General features: G+C 54.6%; 17 protein-coding genes, 1 tRNA gene and 1 pseudogene. 11 read left to right on the top strand and 8 right to left on the bottom strand.

Annotated elements, in window-relative coordinates; all coding sequences use genetic code 11:
• The first annotated feature begins 100 nt into the window (after positions 1–100).
• The 6 genes from argS (at position 101) to ABY734_RS11110 (ending at position 7141) form a co-directional block, all read left to right on the top strand.
• On the top strand, positions 101–1783 hold the full coding sequence (gene argS, locus ABY734_RS11135; protein WP_372779220.1) for an arginine--tRNA ligase: 1683 nt from the start codon (positions 101–103) through the stop codon (positions 1781–1783).
• Entirely contained in the window at positions 1784–2332 is a 549-nt protein-coding gene (locus tag ABY734_RS11130; RefSeq protein ID WP_372779219.1) for an SPOR domain-containing protein, read from the top strand.
• 104 nt (positions 2333–2436) lie between these two features.
• A complete protein-coding gene (gene hslV, locus ABY734_RS11125) occupies positions 2437–2976 on the top strand; it encodes an ATP-dependent protease subunit HslV (protein WP_372779217.1) in 540 nt (179 codons plus the stop codon).
• 110 nt (positions 2977–3086) lie between these two features.
• Positions 3087–4403: an ATP-dependent protease ATPase subunit HslU gene (hslU, locus tag ABY734_RS11120; RefSeq protein ID WP_372779215.1), complete on the top strand. Its 1317-nt coding sequence runs from the start codon at positions 3087–3089 to the stop codon at positions 4401–4403.
• Positions 4404–4414: 11 nt separating this feature from the next.
• On the top strand, positions 4415–4816 hold the full coding sequence (locus ABY734_RS11115; protein ID WP_372779213.1) for a gamma-butyrobetaine hydroxylase-like domain-containing protein: 402 nt from the start codon (positions 4415–4417) through the stop codon (positions 4814–4816).
• A gap of 108 nt (positions 4817–4924) precedes the next feature.
• On the top strand, positions 4925–7141 hold the full coding sequence (locus tag ABY734_RS11110) for a molybdopterin-dependent oxidoreductase (RefSeq protein ID WP_372779211.1): 2217 nt from the start codon (positions 4925–4927) through the stop codon (positions 7139–7141).
• Positions 7142–7166: 25 nt separating this feature from the next.
• On the opposite strand, the gene hisF is transcribed toward ABY734_RS11110, so the two are convergent.
• The 4 genes from hisF to hisB are packed head-to-tail and all read right to left on the bottom strand — an operon-like array spanning position 7167 to position 9991.
• Entirely contained in the window at positions 7167–7943 is a 777-nt protein-coding gene (hisF, locus tag ABY734_RS11105; RefSeq protein WP_372779209.1) for an imidazole glycerol phosphate synthase subunit HisF, read from the bottom strand.
• A 15-nt stretch (positions 7944–7958) separates the two neighbouring features.
• Positions 7959–8687 carry a 1-(5-phosphoribosyl)-5-[(5-phosphoribosylamino)methylideneamino]imidazole-4-carboxamide isomerase gene (hisA, locus tag ABY734_RS11100; RefSeq protein ID WP_372779207.1) on the bottom strand — a complete coding sequence of 243 codons (729 nt, stop codon included), beginning with the start codon at positions 8685–8687 and terminating at the stop codon, positions 7959–7961.
• Between the two features lie 43 nt (positions 8688–8730).
• Positions 8731–9384 (bottom strand): imidazole glycerol phosphate synthase subunit HisH, encoded by a 654-nt coding sequence (hisH, locus tag ABY734_RS11095; protein WP_372779205.1) that lies wholly within the window; start codon positions 9382–9384, stop codon positions 8731–8733.
• A 13-nt stretch (positions 9385–9397) separates the two neighbouring features.
• Positions 9398–9991 (bottom strand): imidazoleglycerol-phosphate dehydratase HisB, encoded by a 594-nt coding sequence (gene hisB, locus ABY734_RS11090; protein ID WP_372779203.1) that lies wholly within the window; start codon positions 9989–9991, stop codon positions 9398–9400.
• Between the two features lie 109 nt (positions 9992–10100).
• On the opposite strand from hisB, the gene ABY734_RS11085 reads away from it, so the two are divergent.
• The 4 genes from ABY734_RS11085 to ABY734_RS11070 all read left to right on the top strand — a co-directional run bounded on the left by ABY734_RS11085 (position 10101) and on the right by ABY734_RS11070 (position 11939).
• Positions 10101–10463 carry an acetyl-CoA sensor PanZ family protein gene (locus tag ABY734_RS11085; RefSeq protein WP_372779202.1) on the top strand — a complete coding sequence of 121 codons (363 nt, stop codon included), beginning with the start codon at positions 10101–10103 and terminating at the stop codon, positions 10461–10463.
• Positions 10451–11503: an A/G-specific adenine glycosylase gene (gene mutY, locus ABY734_RS11080; protein ID WP_372779200.1), complete on the top strand. Its 1053-nt coding sequence runs from the start codon at positions 10451–10453 to the stop codon at positions 11501–11503. Before ABY734_RS11085 ends, mutY begins: the two co-directional genes overlap by 13 nt.
• Before the next feature lie 4 nt (positions 11504–11507).
• Positions 11508–11780, top strand: coding sequence for an oxidative damage protection protein (locus ABY734_RS11075; protein ID WP_372779198.1), 273 nt, complete (start codon positions 11508–11510; stop codon positions 11778–11780).
• An 83-nt stretch (positions 11781–11863) separates the two neighbouring features.
• Positions 11864–11939: transfer RNA gene (locus ABY734_RS11070), tRNA-Phe, on the top strand.
• A gap of 70 nt (positions 11940–12009) precedes the next feature.
• Here the strand turns inward: ABY734_RS11070 and ABY734_RS11065 are convergent.
• On the bottom strand, positions 12010–13047 hold the full coding sequence (locus ABY734_RS11065; protein WP_372779197.1) for a tyrosine-type recombinase/integrase: 1038 nt from the start codon (positions 13045–13047) through the stop codon (positions 12010–12012).
• Positions 13048–13049: 2 nt separating this feature from the next.
• A complete protein-coding gene (locus tag ABY734_RS11060; protein WP_372779196.1) occupies positions 13050–13274 on the bottom strand; it encodes a DUF4224 domain-containing protein in 225 nt (74 codons plus the stop codon).
• A 661-nt stretch (positions 13275–13935) separates the two neighbouring features.
• Between ABY734_RS11060 and ABY734_RS11055 the strand changes: the two genes are divergently transcribed.
• Complete coding sequence (locus ABY734_RS11055) at positions 13936–16710, top strand: class I SAM-dependent DNA methyltransferase (protein WP_372779195.1); 2775 nt, start codon at positions 13936–13938, stop codon at positions 16708–16710.
• 114 nt (positions 16711–16824) lie between these two features.
• Here the strand turns inward: ABY734_RS11055 and ABY734_RS11050 are convergent, their stop codons facing one another.
• Entirely contained in the window at positions 16825–17451 is a 627-nt protein-coding gene (locus ABY734_RS11050) for a hypothetical protein (RefSeq protein WP_372779247.1), read from the bottom strand.
• 124 nt (positions 17452–17575) lie between these two features.
• Positions 17576–18241 (bottom strand): annotated as a pseudogene (locus tag ABY734_RS11045) (MobA/MobL family protein); the annotation flags it as partial.
• Positions 18242–18482 lie beyond the last annotated feature (241 nt).

Here is an 18482-nt window from a genome sequence, read left to right as displayed (position 1 = left end):
CTCCGCTTCCCCGCGCTGGCAGGCTCGGGACGAAACAGGGATAATAGCCGCCCTTTTATATACACCGAACTTTTTACCCAGCAGGAGTTGTCCACCCGCCATGAAGGAAGAGATCGTCACCCTGATCGAGCAAGCCATCGCCGCCATGAAACAAGGCGACTGGCCAGCAGACCTCGAAACCAAGGTGCAGGTGGAGCAGACCCGCGACAAAAGCCACGGTGACTTTGCCAGCAACGTGGCGATGACGCTGGCCAAGCCCCTGCGCAGCAATCCTCGCGCGATTGCCCAGCAACTGATAGACGCCCTGCCCGACAACGATCTGGTGAGCAAAACCGAAATCGCCGGGCCGGGTTTTATTAACTTTTTTCTGAATGCCGATGCCGCCACCGGCATTATCAATACCGTGCTGGCGGCCGGTGAAAACTTTGGCCGCAGCGACGCCGCAAAAGGCAAAAAAGTGCAGGTGGAATTTGTCTCCGCCAACCCGACCGGGCCGCTGCATGTTGGCCACGGCCGCGGCGCCGCAGTCGGCGATGCCCTGTGCCGCCTGCTGGAAGCTACCGGCCATGCGGTGACCCGCGAGTTTTACTACAACGACGCCGGCGCCCAAATAGACAATCTGGCCAAAAGCGTTCAGGCCCGCTGCAAGGGCCTTGGGCCGGACAGCGCCGAATGGCCGGAAGATGGCTACCGCGGCCAGTATATTGTCGACGTCGCCACCTCCTACATGAAGGGCGACACGGTCGAAGCCGAAGACAAGCAGGTCACCGGCGCGGCTGATGCTGACAACCTTGAAGCCATTCGCGACTTTGCTGTGGCCTATCTTCGCAGGGAGCAGGATCTCGACCTGAAAGCCTTTGGCGTGGATTTCGATGTCTACTTCCTGGAGTCGTCCCTCTACTCGGAAGGCAAGGTTGAAGAAGCCGTACAGACGCTGATCGACAACGGCTTTACCTACGAAAAAGATGACGCGCTGTGGCTGAAAACCACCGACTTCGGCGATGACAAAGATCGTGTAATGCGCAAGCGTGAAGGCGGCTACACCTATTTTGTGCCCGACGTGGCCTACCACCTGAACAAATGGCAGCGCGGCTTCAGCACCGTAATCAATGAACAGGGCGCCGACCATCACAGCACCATCACCCGCGTTCGCGCCGGCCTGCAGGCGCTGAACGCCGGCATCCCCAAAGACTGGCCCGACTACGTATTGCACCAGATGGTAATGGTAATGCGCGGCGGTGAAGAGGTGAAAATCTCCAAGCGCGCCGGCAGTTACGTTACCTTGCGCGACCTGATCGACGAAGTGGGGCGCGATGCCACGCGCTATTTCCTGGTCGCCCGCGCACCGAGCTCCCAGCTCACCTTTGACATTGATCTGGCCATTTCCCAAAGCAACGAAAACCCGGTGTACTACATTCAATACGCCCACGCCCGGGTGTGCAGCGTGATCCGCAAGCTGGCCGAACAGGGCTGGAGCTGGTCAGTGGAGAGCGGCTGCAATTTCCTCGATCGATTGAGTGAAGACGCCGAACTGGCACTGATGAAGCGCCTCTCCGCTTACCCGGATGTGGTCAGCAGCGCCGCTGCCAATTTCGAGCCTCACACCATCGCCAACTATCTGCGCGAACTGGCCGGTGAGTTTCACAGCTACTACAACAGCAACAAGGTACTGGAAAGCGATGAAGCCCTGCGCAATGCGCGGCTTGCGCTTTCTGTTGCCGTGCGTCAGGTTATTGCCAACGGCCTGAATTTGCTGGGCGTATCTGCGCCGGAGGAAATGTAAGTGGCGACCAATAATCGCAAACGCAGCCGGGGCGCCACCCGCGAAGCCAACGGCGGCATACCGGCCTGGGTAATCTTCTGCGCCGGCGCCCTGTGTGGCGGATTCCTCACCTTTCTGGTGTTTCTGGGCAGTGTCGGCACCGGTGACAGCAAGCCAGAAGTCGCCAGTAAAACCACGCCGCAACCGGCAAAACCTGCCAAGCAGACCACAGAAACCCAGTTCGATTTCTTTACGCTGCTGCCCGAGCGCGAAGTGATTGTGCCTGAAGAGCAGCATCCTCAGGAACAGAGCGCCGCCAGTCAGGAGCAGTACCAGTTCATCTTGCAGGCAGGGTCCTTCAAGACCAACGCTGATGCGGATCGCCGACGCGCCGAACTGCTGCTGCTCGGCCTGGAAGCCAAGATTGAAGCGGTAGAGGCCAATGGCGACACCTGGCACCGGGTTTACGTTGGCCCCTTTACCTCGCGCTCCAAACTGTCGAAAGCACGTACCACGTTGATTTCGGAAGGGATTGAGACGCTGCTGCTCAAGCGCAAAATTGCTGGCTGATTACACGTCGGATGTGTGACGCCCGACGAAAAAACCGCAAGGGTTGAATTTCGCCCTTTGCTGCCCCATATCCTCCTGATACCCGCCAACAATTGAGGTCCCGCGTGGAACAATACCGAGGCACAACCATACTTTCCGTGCGCCGCAACGGCCAGGTCGTCATCGGTGGCGATGGCCAGGTGTCTATGGGCAATACCGTGATGAAGGGCAATGCCCGCAAGGTACGCCGCCTTTACGGCGACAAGGTTCTGGCCGGTTTTGCCGGCGGTACCGCTGACGCCTTTACTTTATTTGAATTGTTTGAAGCCCAGCTGGAAAAGTATCAAGGCCACCTGACCCGCGCAGCGGTAGAGCTGGCCAAGCTGTGGCGCACCGAACGCGCCCTGCGCCGACTGGAAGCCCTGCTGGCCGTAGCCGACAAGGAAACCTCGCTGGTAATTACCGGTAACGGCGATGTAATTGAGCCCGAAGACAACCTGATTGCCATTGGCTCCGGCGGTCCCTTTGCCCAGTCCGCAGCTCGTGCCCTGCTGGATAATACCGAACTGGGCGCCCGAGACATTGTCGAGCAAGGTCTGAAGATTGCGGCCGATATTTGCATTTATACCAATCACAATCGAGTGATTGAAACGCTGGAGTATTAGCGGAGTGACCGGATGTCTGATGTCGGACGTCTGACGCCAAAGCTATCATCATATTGCCCGAATCGCGTCCGACGTCAGACATCCGACGTCCGACCAATCGAGGAACAAACATGTCACAAATGACACCCCGTGAAATCGTTCACGAACTCAACCGCTTTATCATCGGCCAGGACAAGGCCAAACGCGCCGTTGCCATTGCCCTGCGCAACCGCTGGCGCCGCATGCAGCTCGACGAAGACCTGCGCGCTGAAATCACCCCAAAAAATATCCTGATGATTGGCCCCACCGGCGTTGGCAAAACCGAAATTGCCCGCCGTCTGGCCAAACTCGCCAACGCGCCCTTCCTGAAAGTGGAAGCCACCAAGTTTACCGAGGTGGGCTATGTGGGCCGGGATGTTGAATCCATCATTCGCGATCTGGTGGACGCCTCCATCAAAATGCACCGCGAAGCCGAAATGAACAAAGTGCGCCACCGCGCCGCCGACGCCGCCGAAGAGCGCATACTCGATATTCTGCTGCCGACCGGCCAGGGTGAGGAAGTCGACAAAGAAAGCTCTACGCGGCAACTGTTTCGCAAAAAACTGCGTGAGGGCGAACTGGACGACAAGGAAATCGACATCGAAGTCAGCGCCTCACCGATGGGTGTAGAAATCATGGCTCCGCCCGGCATGGAAGAAATGACCAACCAGTTGCAGAACATGTTTTCCAGCATGGGTAGCAAGGGCAAAAAAAGACGACGCATGGATGTAAAGTCAGCCCTGAAACAATTGACCGACGAGGAAGCCGCCAAACTGGTCAATGAGGAAGAAACCAAGGCACAGGCGATCGCCGCGGTTGAACAGAATGGCATTGTATTTCTCGATGAAATCGACAAAGTTGCCAAGCGTCAGGAAACCGGTGGCGCCGACGTGTCCCGAGAAGGAGTGCAGCGCGACTTGCTCCCGCTAATCGAAGGTTGCACCGTCAGCACCAAGCACGGCATGGTGAAAACCGACCACATTCTGTTTATTGCCTCCGGTGCTTTCCACCTGAGCAAACCTTCCGACCTGATTCCGGAACTGCAGGGTCGCCTGCCAACGCGAGTGGAACTCGAAGCGCTCACACCCGATGATTTCGAGCGCATTCTCACCGAGCCCAGCGCCTCACTGACAGAGCAGTACATCGCCCTGCTGGCAACGGAAGGCATGACCATCGAATTCACCAAAGACGGAATTCGCCGCATTGCCGAGACCGCCTGGGAAGTGAACGAGCGCACCGAGAATATCGGCGCCCGACGTCTGCACACAGTGCTGGAACGTCTTCTCGAAGAGGCCTCCTATGCCGCAACCGATGCCAGCGAAGACAAACTGATCGTCGATGAGGCCTACGTAGATGCCCAGCTCGGCGCGCTGGCCAAAAACGAAGACCTCAGTCGTTTCATTCTTTAAGAGCGAACACCATGAGCGACAACGTAACGCCGGTTGGTATTGAGCTACACCAGAAATCCCGGGAACTGGAACTGGTGTATGCCAATGGCGAACGCCACCGGCTCAGCTGCGAACTGCTGCGGGTGCTGTCACCCTCGGCAGAAGTGCGCGGCCACGGGGCCGGTCAGGAAACCCTGCAGACCGGCAAAATCAATGTCGCCATCACCGATATTGTTCCGGTTGGGAATTACGCCATCCAGCTCAAATTCAGCGACGGCCACGACAGTGGTATCTTTTCCTGGAATTACCTGCGCGACCTTATCGATAATCGCGAACAATACTGGGAAGATTATCTGAACAAGCTGCACGAAGCCGGCGCCAGTCGCGACCCGGATGTTCAGGTTGTTAAATTTTTCGACGCCTCGAAAGAATAAGCCCTGGCTGGGCATCCCACGCCAAAAAATGACAGCCTTGTCATGCGCCGCCCCCGTCGATAGGCTAAAGTCGTAAGCATTACGATAATAAGCTGACGGGAGGCCGCCATGCCAGAAACCCTGTATCGAAGCTGCCCTACCTGCGAAGCCAGCTGCGGGCTGGTCTTGGAGGTCGATCGCGACACCAAACAGGTGCTTTCCATCAAAGGCGACCCGAACGACGAACGCTCACAGGGCTACGTCTGCGCAAAATCCCAGGCCTTTCGCTATGTCTATGAAGACCCCGAGCGCCTGCGCCGCCCGGTAAAAAAGGTCAACGGCGAATGGCAGGAAATCAGCTGGCAACAAGCGCTGACTGAAGTCGGCGACAAGCTGAGCGCACTGCGTCAGGAGCACGGTAAAGACAGCATTGCCATGTACTACGGCAATCCCAACGGCCACAACTTCAGCAGCATGGTATACACCGAGCTGTTCACGCAGATGCTCAATACCGAGCGTTTTTTCTCGGCGGGCTCGGTTGACCAGCAACCGAAAAACCTCAGCTGCGAACTGCTTTACGGCAATGCCTGGATGTTCCCCATCCCCGATATCCAGCGCAGCGACTTTTTTGTCTGCATGGGTGGCAACCCACTGGTTTCGCAAGGTTCGCTGATGTCAGCACCCAACGCCGAAGCCCAACTGAACGCCATACGCCAGCGCGGCGGTGAGGTTTGGGTTATCGACCCCCGGCGCAGCGAAACCGCCGCCATTGCTGATCAGCATCTATTCATCAAACCCGGTACCGATGCCTACCTGCTGTTTGCCTGGGTAAACGTGCTCTTTAGCGAAAACCATATTGATCTGGGTCGTCTAGGCACCCACATCGATGGCATTGATACCCTGCGCGCACTGGCCGCCCCCTTTACGCCGGAAAACACTGCCGACATTACCGGTGTACCCGCCAGCGAACTGCGCGCCTTGATCAAAGCGTTTAAGCAGGCACAGGCGCCGGTACTTTATGGCCGCATAGGCCTGTGCACACAGGAATTTGGCACCCTGGCCAGCTGGCTGGTGGATATCGTGAACATTCTGCAGGGGCGGCTCGATGAACCGGGCGGCGCCATGTTCCCTCAGGCCGCCACAGAACTTCCACCGCCGCCGGAACCGGTTATCAATGAACTGGGCCGCGATCGTTTCAAAACCCGTGTGCGCAACTTTCCCGAATATATGGGCATGATGCCCGCCTCGCTGATGGCCGAAGAGCTGGCCTATGACGGAGAGGACAGGGCCCGCGCCCTGATTACGGTGGCCGGCAACCCGGTGCTGTCGGTGCCCAACGGCGAGGCGATCCGCGAGGCGATGGAGAAGCTTGAACTGATCGTTGCGCTGGATTTCTATATCAACGAAACCACCAGCCTGGCCGACTATATTCTGCCGTCCACTTCGCAGCTGGAACACAGCAACTATGACTTTCTGTTTCAGACCACAGCGGTCCGGAATTTTGCCCGCTACTCGCCGAAAATCTTTGAACCCGAGCCGGGCTCGCTCGATCAGTACGAAATCATGACCGAGCTGGTAGCCAGAATAAACGGTATGCAGGCCGACGATTTGCACGCCATGATGGTAGAAGGGCTGGCCTCACAGCTTGCCGCATCACCGGCGCTGGGCTCCCTTGATGCAGACACCGTAAAAACCACAACTGAAGCACACAGCGGGCCCGAAAGACTGCTGGATATGATGCTGCGCGCCGGCCCCCACGGGGATCACTTTGGCCAGCGCGAGGGTTGGAACCTTCAGCGTATCAAAGACGCCCACCACGGCGTCGACTTTGGGCCCCTCTCACCCCGCCTTCCCGACGCGCTGCAGACGCCGCAAAAGCGCCTCAACCTCGCCCCCGATTTAATCGCCGAAGACGTCAGCCGCTTGCGGTCAGCCATGACAGAAGCCAACACCGGCTTCAGGTTGATTGGCCGCCGTCATATTCGTGATATGAACTCCTGGTTGCACAATATTAACCAGTATGTACGCGGCAAGAATCGCTGCACGCTGCTGGTCAACCCAACCGATGCCGATAAGCTGGGGCTGATGCAGGGTGGTAAGGCGCTGGTAAAAGGCGCCGGGCGCAGTGCTACCGTTGAAGTCGAGATCAGCGACAGTGTGATGCCCGGAGTGGTGAGCTTACCTCACGGTTTCGGACACCGATTCAGCGATACCGGGCAAAGCATCGCGAAAGAAAAATTGCCCGGCGTGAGCTGCAACGATCTGATTGACTGGACGGTACTGGATGTACCCTCTGGCACCAGTGTGGTTAATGGTGCGCAAGTGGAGGTCTGCGCAGCGGGTTGAGCCGGTTTAGCGACTCACTTCGCTGCTATAAACGCATCTCGATGCCGCGCTCGGCCATGTACCGCTTGGCCTCGGGAACGGTGTATTCACCAAAGTGGAAAATGCTGGCCGCCAGCACGGCGTCGGCCAGACCTTTGGTGACACCTTCCACCAGGTGATCGAGATTGCCCACACCACCGGAGGCAATAACCGGCACGGGCACCGCTTTTGAAATGCGTGAGGTCAGGTCGTTATCAAAACCGTTCTTGGTGCCATCGCGATCCATACTGGTTAGCAAAATCTCTCCGGCACCGTAATTCACCATGCGCACCGCCCAGTCGATGGCATCGATGCCGGTCGCGCGGCGCCCGCCGTGGGTAAAGATCTCCCAGCGCGGTGTACCGTCAGCGTTAGGCTCCACCTGTTTAGCGTCAATGGCGATCACAATGCACTGCGAGCCAAACTTGTCGGCGGCAGCTTTGACAAATTCCGGGTTCTTGATGGCCGCAGAGTTGATACCGACTTTGTCAGCGCCGGCATTAAGCATATTGCGGATATCTTTCAGCTCGCGAATGCCACCGCCCACCGTTAGCGGAATAAAAACCTCACTGGCGATCTGTTCGACCGTATGCACGGTGGTATCACGCCCTTCGTGGGTGGCGGTGATATCGAGAAAGGTAATTTCGTCGGCGCCCTGATCGTTGTAGCGGCGCGCAATCTCTACCGGGTCACCGGCATCGCGGATATCAACAAAGTTCACGCCTTTAACGACGCGACCGTTGTCTACATCCAGACAGGGAATAATGCGTTTTGCCAGTGCCATAACTATCCTGCTGCGTTATTGATCGCAATACTGTTGGGCTTCCGCCACATCCAGCGTGCCTTCGTAGATCGCACGACCGGTGATGGCGCCGAGAATGCCTTTGTCCGCAACGTCCTTCAGAGCGCGAATGTCGTCCATATTGGTAATGCCGCCTGAGGCAATAACGGGAATGGAAGAAGCCTGCGCCATAGCGACGGTCTGCTCTACATTCACACCCTGCATCATGCCGTCGCGGGCAATGTCGGTATACACGATGGAGGACACGCCGTCCTGTTCAAAGCGTTTGGCCAGCTCGGTGGCCAGCACGTCGGACACCTCGGCCCAACCATCGGTAGCCACACGACCGTCTTTGGCATCCAGACCGACAATCACATGGCCTTCAAACTCACGGCAGGCTTCGGTCACAAATTTCGGATCTTTAACGGCCTTGGTGCCGATGATCACGTAGCTGACGCCGGCCTCAAGGTATTTCTCGATAGTGTGCAGTGAACGAATACCGCCACCGATCTGAATAGGCAGATTCGGGTAGGCCCTGGCGATGCTGGTGACCGCCTCGCCATTCACCGGCTCGCCGTCAAAAGCGCCGTTGAGATCAACCAGATGCAAACGGCGACAGCCGGTTTCCACCCAACGAGCGGCCATTTCGACCGGATCGTTACCATAGACGGTGGAATCATCCATAACGCCTTGCTTCAGGCGCACGCACTGGCCGTCTTTTAAATCAATTGCGGGGATAATCAGCATTTCAACAACCTGTGTGTCTTCGCAAGCGTGGCTCGCGAACGTATCAGGGACTTCCGTCCCAACCTAAAAAGTTCTGCAAAAGCTGCAAACCTGCCTCACCACTTTTTTCCGGGTGAAACTGGGCCGCAAACACATTGTCGCGCGACAGTACCGAGTGAAATTCACGACCGTAATCGCTTACACCGGTCACCAGACTCTGATCTTCAGCCTGCACAAAATAGCTGTGCACAAAGTAAAAGCGGCTGCCGTCGGCAATGCCCTTCCACAGCGGGTGAGCTTTTTTCTGGAACACATTGTTCCAGCCCATGTGGGGCACTTTCAGCTTGTTGCCATCGGCGTCTTTGTGGTTTTCACCAAAAAAACACACATTGCCGGCAATGGAATCAATGCAATCCACGCCGCCGTTTTCCTCGCTGTGGCTCATCAGCGCCTGCATGCCAACACACACCGCCAACACAGGCTTGCCGGCAGCAATACAATGGCTGACCACATCATCCAGTTTGAGCCGGCGAATCTCGCCCATACAGTCGCGAATGGCGCCCACACCGGGGAAAATAATCCGGTCGGCACTGATAATCTGCGCGCGGTCATCGGTGACACGGATATCCAGGTCACCGCCCACTTTCGCCAGCGCACTCGCCACAGAATGAAGATTACCCATGCCGTAGTCGATTACGGCAACAGAAGGCGTAGTCATAAACGTCCCTAAGTTACAGGCTGCCCTTGGTGGACGGGGTAATGCCGGCCATGCGCTCGTCAGCGGTCAGCGCCATACGCAGGGCGCGACCGAAGGCCTTGAACACCGTCTCAGCCTGGTGGTGGGTGTTGTGGCCACGAATATTGTCCACATGCAGGGTCACCTTGGCGTGATTGACAAAGCCCTGGAAGAACTCGATAAACAGGTCCACATCGAAACCGCCCACGCTGGCGCGGGTGAAAGGTACGTGAAATTCAAGGCCGGGGCGGCCGGAGAAATCGATCACCACCCGTGACAGAGCCTCGTCCAACGGCACATAGGCGTGGCCGTAACGATTGATACCCTTCTTGTCGCCCACCGCCTGAGTGAAGGCCTGACCGAGGGTAATGCCGATATCTTCCACCGTGTGGTGAGCATCGATGTGCAGGTCGCCCTCGGCCTTGATATCCAGGTCGATCAAGCCGTGGCGGGCAATCTGATCCATCATGTGGTCCAGAAAGGGAACGCCCGTCTCGAATTTGGCCGCACCAGTGCCGTCCAGATTGACGCTAACGGTAATCTGGGTCTCCAGCGTATTGCGGGTGATTGTCGCCTTGCGATCCGCCATTTATCCTGCTCTTGTGTGAAAACGCGGTATTATAGAAAATCCCCGCCACCATTACAGCCACTAAATACTGGAACAGTAACCACTTACTATGCCTGTCGTTGCCGAAATAGTGTCTGAGCCCAGCGCTCAGGACCTGATTGACCTGAAAAAAACCTACGAAAACCAGGATGACTGGCTGCAAAAAGCCGTCGCTGGCGACGATATGGTCGTTGCCGGGCGTTTCAACGACCGTCTGGTTTGTGCCTTTGTGCTTCGCCATGCCGCCGATCACTGGAAGCTGGAAAAGCTGCAGGTACGTGAAATCACCCGCCGTCGGGGGGTTGCGCGCCAGACCCTCAACAGCGCCCTGAAGACTCTCGGCTTCAATCGCCCCATCCACGCGGACCTGAGTGAGCACCCTGAACTTACCGATCTCTTCACCGAACTGGGCTTTGCGGCTACAAACGAAACGACCTATCAATGGCAGCCCTGAAGCCCTTTGCCGACCGCCTGCTAACGTGGTTCGACAAGCACGGGCGCAAAGACCTGCCCTGGCAGCAGGACATTTCCCCCTATCGGGTGTGGGTGTCCGAGATCATGCTGCAGCAAACCCAGGTCAACACCGTCGTACCGTATTATCTGGCCTTTATGAAGAGCTTCCCCACCGTGCAACGGCTGGCCCGCGCGCCCATCGACACGGTGCTCCATCACTGGGCCGGACTGGGCTACTACGCCCGCGCCCGCAACCTGCACAAAGCCGCCCAGCATGTAGTCAATGAGCTGGGGGGTGAATTTCCCGACACTGTCGAAGAAATGGAACAATTACCCGGTGTGGGCCGCTCCACCGCCGGCGCCATCGTCTCCATCGCCTACAAAAAACGCGCCCCGATACTGGACGGCAACGTCAAACGGGTACTGGCCCGGCATCAGGCCATCGCCGGCTGGCCCGGCGAAGCCGCCACCCTGAAGGCGCTCTGGGCGGCGAGCGAAGCCACCACCCCGAAAAAACGCCCTGCCGCCTACAGTCAGGCCATTATGGATCTCGGGGCTACACTCTGCACCCGCAGCAAACCGGACTGCGACAACTGTCCGGTAAATGCAGACTGCATTGCCTACCGCGATGGCACACAGGCCAACTACCCCGGCAAGAAGCCCAAGAAAGCCCTGCCGGTCAAAGCTGTACAGATGATGATTATCGAAGCGCCAGAGCAACAGATCCTGCTGGAACAACGCCCTGCACAGGGTATCTGGGGTGGCCTTTGGAGCCTGCCGGAAGTGGCTGTAGAAGAAGCCGCAGAAGAAGCCGCCATCCAGCGTTTCGGCCTGAGCGGCAGCAGCAAAACCCTGCCCGTACTGCGCCACACCTTTAGCCACTACCACCTGGATATCCACCCGGTACACATCACCCTAGACAGCATTCCCGGCCAAATCATGGAAGGCGACCAATTGCTCTGGTATAACAGCCCCTCAGCTCCCGAGGTCGGCCTCGCCGCCCCGGTTCAGAAACTGCTCAAGCAACTGATCAAAAAGTGACCCCATGACGCGCAAAGTATTCTGCCGAAAGTACCAGCAAGAACTCGACGGCCTGCCCAACCCGCCCTTCCCCGGCGCACGCGGTCAGGACATATTCGATAACGTCTCAAAGAAAGCCTGGGACGAATGGCAGGCCCACCAGACCATGCTGATCAACGAAAAGCAGCTGTCGATGATGGATCCGGAATCCCGCAAATACCTGCAAACCGAGATGGAAAAGTTCTTCTCCGGCGAAGATTTCGACAAAGCCGAAGGATATGTGCCGCCAAGTGAGTAAGCTCCCTTGACTCCGGCAATCTGAAACGGTTTAATACGCGCCTTCGCAAGTTCAGCAAGCCAACAAGAACTTCTCAGCGATACGCCCAGATAGCTCAGTCGGTAGAGCAGGGGATTGAAAATCCCCGTGTCGGTGGTTCGATTCCGCCTCTGGGCACCATTTTCTTCTATAAAGACAACGATTTAAAAGCCTAGCCGTTTTTTAGTCCTTCTAAAAAACTCGCGCTTTTCTAAAACTCCTCCAAATCGTTAGGACTTTTAAGACTACCATTAATTTCCAGCACAGGTATATCTCTTACATACCGACCTGTTGTTTTTAATGAAGCATGCACCAAGACCTTAGATGCCTCCTCCAACCCTAATGCACTAGAAATGTCAGTCGCTACTTTTGCGCGAATATCATGTTCAGTAAAAGTCTCTGCAAGCTTCCCAGACTCTAGCGCCTTTTTACGAGCTCGGGACCAACGCGAACGAAACCCGTCCTGACTATATTTCCTGCCCCATTTATTGCAGATTATAAACTCTGAAGTAGTTGATTCTTCATTCTGGATATCTCTAAGCTCTTGCAGAGCTGCCCTGAGATCGGCATTCCAACCAAATATCACCCACTTCTGAGCCTTACTGATATAGGCCAGCAAACCTTCATCGAGCTGATTCGCCCAACGAAGCGCCAACATGTCTCCCTGCCTCAAACCGATTAAATTCTTCAACCTTACATAGCCCGCAATCTTCTTATCCCCAACCCCCATCACGGCATCAAGATCTCCTTGACTGGGGAGACGATTGCGCGGAGATTCCGGATAACGCCTCACATTTCGTACTGGGTTTTCCTCAATCAAACCCTTGAGTACCGCGTGCTCCATGAGCTTCAGTAAAGAAGAAAGCTCTCGATTTGCCTGCACCGGCGCGTCTCGGCGCTTATCCCTATACCCATAAACATCCGTCCGCTTCAGATCACCTGGGCGCATAGGGCCAAACACAAGTCGAAATCGATTAAAGTGCTTCTTATAGTCTTTCACTGTATGCGATGACAGCCCCCTATAATCAGGATGCTGCTTGGCTTCCAGCTCAACCAAGAAATCATCTATTAGGTCATTAATCGTCACAATGTTACGGTCAATTCCGGCCGCCGCAACGTAAGCAACTAAAGCTTCACGCAAAGATGCGCCCAAATTGACGTAATCCGCGCCTCGACAAAAGTAATAACTAGCGCCTTTTTGGTACATGTATGGCGGCAAATGTCGGTCTTTTTTTCGGGGTCGCCCCATCCTCAAGCCTCCGTTTGCTCCAGCGCATTAAAATTAGGTCCGACTCGCCTACCGCTATTCTTCATTGGCTCTGTCGCAAACTGATCATACAGTGACCGCTTTAGAATCTTAGGGCGGCCATTGCGCCCTACCCGGAAAGGAATTTCCATTTTCTCAAGCTGCTTTCGCTGTAAAGCAGGCTTGCAATAGCCGGTCAATTCGACGATTTCTTCTTCCGTCAGCAACATAACTAGCCACTTACTCTAAGTTATCCAACACAACAGACAGCCCACCACGATTTTCAGGTCCATCCCCTTTATTTGACTGACCAATTACGTCCCGGGCCAACCCACCAAATGACCCAGCATTCGTGACTACTCAAAACAAGCCACAACGCCGAAATCATTGATATTTCCCCCTCCAACCTAAATAAACATAGCCAAACACTGACCAGCGGTCAACATTTTTTCTATATATTTCAATGACTTACTTGACAAGTGAAAATTTTTCACTTGTCAAATGGCGGGTTTTTCCTTATTTTCCGGTGGTTTAGCAAAAACCAGCCCAGAACAATCAACAGCATGGCAAACAGAATATAAAAGCCATCTAATACTAAACACACCTATTTTCGATTACTCATACGCCCGCTTGGGCCGGGGGGCGGCCTCCTAGGTATGCACTGATAACCGATACATCCTGCAGGTCGAAAAGCTGGTCAGGAAACGGGCTAAGCCAGTAGCCCCGAATTCAGGGCGCAGTGAAAAGAAGGAAAGTGTTAGACCTGAGCTGACACTGCTGTTTAGCGCTCTGATTTCGCAGATAAAAAACCGGACGTGAACACGGAGAGTTAGGCCATACCGCTGAGAATGGATTTTATTTGGCCTCAGACAATTAATCTTAGGGGAAGCAATGCAAGCAAAGCCACTGTCATGGAATGAGATCAGGGATCGTGCGGTTACTTTTGTGCGCGAATGGGAAGACGAGTCATCGGAACACGCCGAGGCCAAGACTTTCTGGGACGAGTTCTTCCAGGTTTTTGGGGTCAGCCGGAGGCGGCTGGCGGCCTTCGAAAAGCATGTCAAAAAGGCCGATGGCAAAGACGGCTTCATTGACCTCTTTTGGCCAGGGATGTTGCTGGCCGAGCACAAGTCTCGAGGAAAAGATCTCGACTCTGCCTATGACCAGGCCACGGATTATTTCCCTGGGCTCAGCGACAAAGAGTTACCCAGATACATCATCGTGTCGGACTTTGCCCGGTTCCGTATCAGGAACCTCGATACCGGCGAAAGCGTCGAATTCCCTCTCAAGGATTTGACCAAAAATCTGGCCCTTTTCGGTTTTGTCGCCGGCTATGAGGCGCGGGAATACAAAGAACAAGACCCGGTTAACACCAAAGCAGCGGAGAAGCTGGCGCAGCTCCACGACGCTCTAAAGGATGTCGGCTACGAAGGGCATGAACTTGAAGTCTACCTGGTGCGGATACTTTTCTGCCTATTCGCCGATGACACTGGCATTTTCATGCCACGAAGTGCCTTCGAGGACTTCATCAGAGTCCGCACATCAGAAGATGGCTCCGACCTTGCTCCACGTATTAACCAGATATTCCAAACGCTTAATACACCACTTGAAAGGCGCCTGAAGAACCTCGATGAACAAATCGCGGCTTTCCCCTATGTGAATGGCAAGCTGTTTGAAGAAATCCTACCCCAAGCCGGCTTCGACAGGGCTATGCGGGAAACTCTACTAGAATGTTGTGAGCTGGATTGGGGGGCGATAAGCCCAGCTATATTTGGCTCGCTCTTCCAAGGCATCATGAATGCCGATATGCGCCGAAACCTCGGAGCACACTACACCAGCGAACAAAATATCCTGAAGGTAATCGGGCCGCTGTTCATGGATGAGCTGTGGGAAGAATTTGAAAAGATTAAAACCCAAACTAAGAAACTTCAGGCATTCCATGAAAAGTTGGGATCACTGCATTTCTTTGATCCGGCCTGTGGGTGCGGAAACTTTCTGGTTATCAGCTACCGTGAAATTCGTTTGTTGGAGCTGGCGGTAATCAAACGTCTTTATGGCAAAGATCAGCAACAGCTCTCAATGAATGTTATAGATCAGTATATAAAAGTTGATGTTGACCAGTTCCACGGCATTGAGATCGAGGAGTGGCCAGCTCAGATCGCACGTGTTGCGATGTGGCTGATTGACCATCAGATGAACCTATTGGTGGGTGAAACGTTCGGCCAGGCGGCAGTTAGAATTCCTTTAGTGAAATCTGCCAATGTTGTGCATGGTAATGCGTTGAGATTGGATTGGGAGGCAGTCGTTTCTGCGGACCAATGTTCGTTTGTTTTCGGTAATCCCCCGTTTCTCGGCAAGCAGCACCAATCAGAGCAACAGAAGGCAGACCTTGCATCGCTGTATGGCGACACCAAAGGAGCAAAGGAACTTGATCTCGTGGCGGCGTGGTATGTGAAAGCAGCACGATACGCCTGCGAGACCACCAAATGCGCGTTCGTTTCTACCAACTCGATTGCGCAAGGCGAACAGGTCGGTCTTATGTGGAGCCAGCTACAAAGCTACGGGCTACATATCCACTTTGCTCATCGAACTTTTCGGTGGAGCAATGAGGCTAAAGGCGTAGCTGCGGTCCATTGCGTAATTATTGGTTTTGGAAAGTGTAAGCCTGCATCTCCGGCGATCTTTGACTACCAAGACATCTCTGGAGAACCCCAAAAGTCCGCAGTCAAGCGGATCAATGCTTATCTTGTCGATGCTCCGGATGTATTGATAGGAAGCCGCAGAACACCGATTTCGCCTGTCCCACCGATCGTGTTTGGCTCGATGCCAAATGACGGAGGCAACCTACTTCTCAACGATGACGAGCGTAATGCTTTGATTGCCGCCGAACCAAGTGCCTCTGCTTGGGTTCGAAAGTTCCTGGGAGCGAGAGAATTCTTAAACGGATTGTCGCGCTGGTGCTTATGGTTGAAGGATTTGCCTCCAGGAGCACTGGCAAAGATGCCGCAAGTTCGCTCCCGGGTCGATGCTGTTAGACAATACCGGCTTGCCAGCAAACGGGCAGCCACAAGAAAGCTTGCTGCGATACCGGCATCATTCGGTGAGATTCGGCAGCCCGAATCTGATTACTTATTGGTGCCTCGCCATTCGTCAGAGCGAAGGGCGTACATTCCGGTGGGCTTCATGTCACCCGATTTAATTGCTGGCGACGCCAATTTGGTCATCCCAGACGCAAACCTATTCCATTTTGGAGTGTTTTCATCAGCAATGCACATGGCGTGGGTACGAACCGTGTGTGGCCGCATTAAGAGCGACTACCGATATACCAACGAAATCGTCTACAACAACTACCCTTGGCCGATGGACTCCAATGACAAGCAGCGGGAGTCAGTCTCTGCTGCAGCTCAGAGCGTACTGGATGCCAGAGCGCAGTTCCCCGAAGCGACATTGGCTGATCTCTATGACCCTCTAAACATGCCGCCAGCGCTCGTTAAGGCACACCAAAAACTTGACAGGGCGGTTGATGCTGCTTATGTACCAAGCGGTGGAAAACGCACCTGGGCAACCGAAGCGGAGCGAGTGGCCTTCCTTTTCGAGCTCTACCAAAAGATAACCTCTCTTCTCCCTGCTCCGGAGAAAAAGCCGAAGCGTTCTAGGAAACAATAACAACCACTTGTGATTCTTGCGGGATCACAAATGGTCCCTTAGGTGCACGCTTTTCGAGCTAATGGGCTTGTCGAAAGCGCTCACTGTTAATAGGCGTAAAAATTTCTTCTCAATTCAACATAGGGGAAAGTGCAACTCTGCTAGAAGGTGAGGGAACTCTGGCATAAAGACGCCTTTCTCACGACTTTCGACCTGAACAAGAAACTTACTATTCGGTCCGCAAAGCCAGCAACCTTCTGGTAAGTCGGGCATCAAATCTGAAACTGGCGAAAACCTGAGAAAATCACCTTGCTTTTCTTGGACTTTCTTGAGGCTTCTTTCCTTTGGCTCTTTTGATCGCCGCGGCACGCCTGCGCCGGTCGTTATGGTTACTCTTACGTCTAACCCTAGACTTCGTCCTATGAAGTAAATGAGCCTCTCTAGAAGGTCTTTGCTCTGTATGCTCTCCCAGAGCTCGAGGCGAAACCTGCTCGGAAAGTGAATATTCGTCTCCACTGCCGTTATATATGCCATCCAGAGGATGAATTCCTGTCGCCTCACCAATTCGAGGAGCATACCCTCCGCCTCCGGCTCGATCATCGTTGTTGCTAATTTCGTGTCTAACTCCAGGCCCTCGGCTACTTTCATTCGTCGCAAAAGGCCGAGCGGCGTTGCGTGCCCCCCCAAATACCCGACCGCCCCTATTGCTTCGTCTATTGTCTCCTTGGATATACCTAGAGATATTCCCAGTCCTTCTTGCATCTACGGTAACCCCCTTATGTTCAAACACGCCGTTTTTCGCATTAACCAAAATGTACTTCACCACGCGAGCAACTTTTTTCTTTTTAGCAACTCTCTGCGGCACGTGTTCACTATTCGCCCAATGCGGGCCAATGTGAGTACTCGGCGGACGGTCTATACCGGCATCCTTATGACTGCGATGATCGACCCGCTCAGTGCTTCCTATCGACTCTAATGCCCTATTTACCAAATGGGCCCACTCTGCCCTTGTCCTTAGTAACCAGGATTTCGGCTTCAGGTCTTCTGTCTTTCTAAATCCACCATTTTCTGGATTCTTCGTATTCGCCCTAGCAAAATAAGCTTTTTGAGTACGACGCTTAATCCGGTCATTAACCCGTTCAGACACCATCAAGTGGCAGTGAGGGTTCGTTCCTTTCCCCGCATGGATCGCAAGGCTATATGGCAGAGGCCCACCCTTATTATCCTGAGCAACCTTTCTAGAAAAATAGGCTGCCAGAACTATCTGTTGCTTCAGCGTCAGCTCCCTGGGCAAGGCAAAAGTAATTTTTTTGCAGAGCCGACCATTCTTTCGCTCACATCTATCTGCAGCGAACCAGAATTTTTTAGGCTCCTCAACTGCAAATTCAGGCATGTGGCCTGACGCCTTGTAGAGAACTTTATCTAGATTTTTCCTGGAATACTTTCCCTCCCGATTTTGATAATTGAAGCTGGCCGTTGCGCTATGCCCACGCAGCCGTGAGGACGATTTTATTTTACTGAGCGTACCCGCGCTCAAATGGTAAATTGCCATAAATCGCTCTCGATGTTGGGGGAGCGAACAGCGGGGGCAATGCCCCCCGGGGTGCAGGGGGTTTCCCCCTGCTACCGGTTTCGTGTTTCAGAAACCGGTAAGTGCGCCCTGTGCTTTTCACGCCCACAGACTTTCTATGCATAAAGCTTCCTGAAGCTGTTCTCCCGCTCGGTCCAGCCGCTGGCTGGCCAGTCTTTCCCCTACCTCCGCACACCCACTTTAAAGCCGTGGATCTGCATCG

Origin of the sequence: Litorivivens sp. (assembly GCF_041624475.1) — a bacterium.
GTDB lineage: Bacteria > Pseudomonadota > Gammaproteobacteria > Pseudomonadales > Spongiibacteraceae > Litorivivens.
This window is presented reverse-complemented; position numbering and strand designations above follow the sequence as displayed.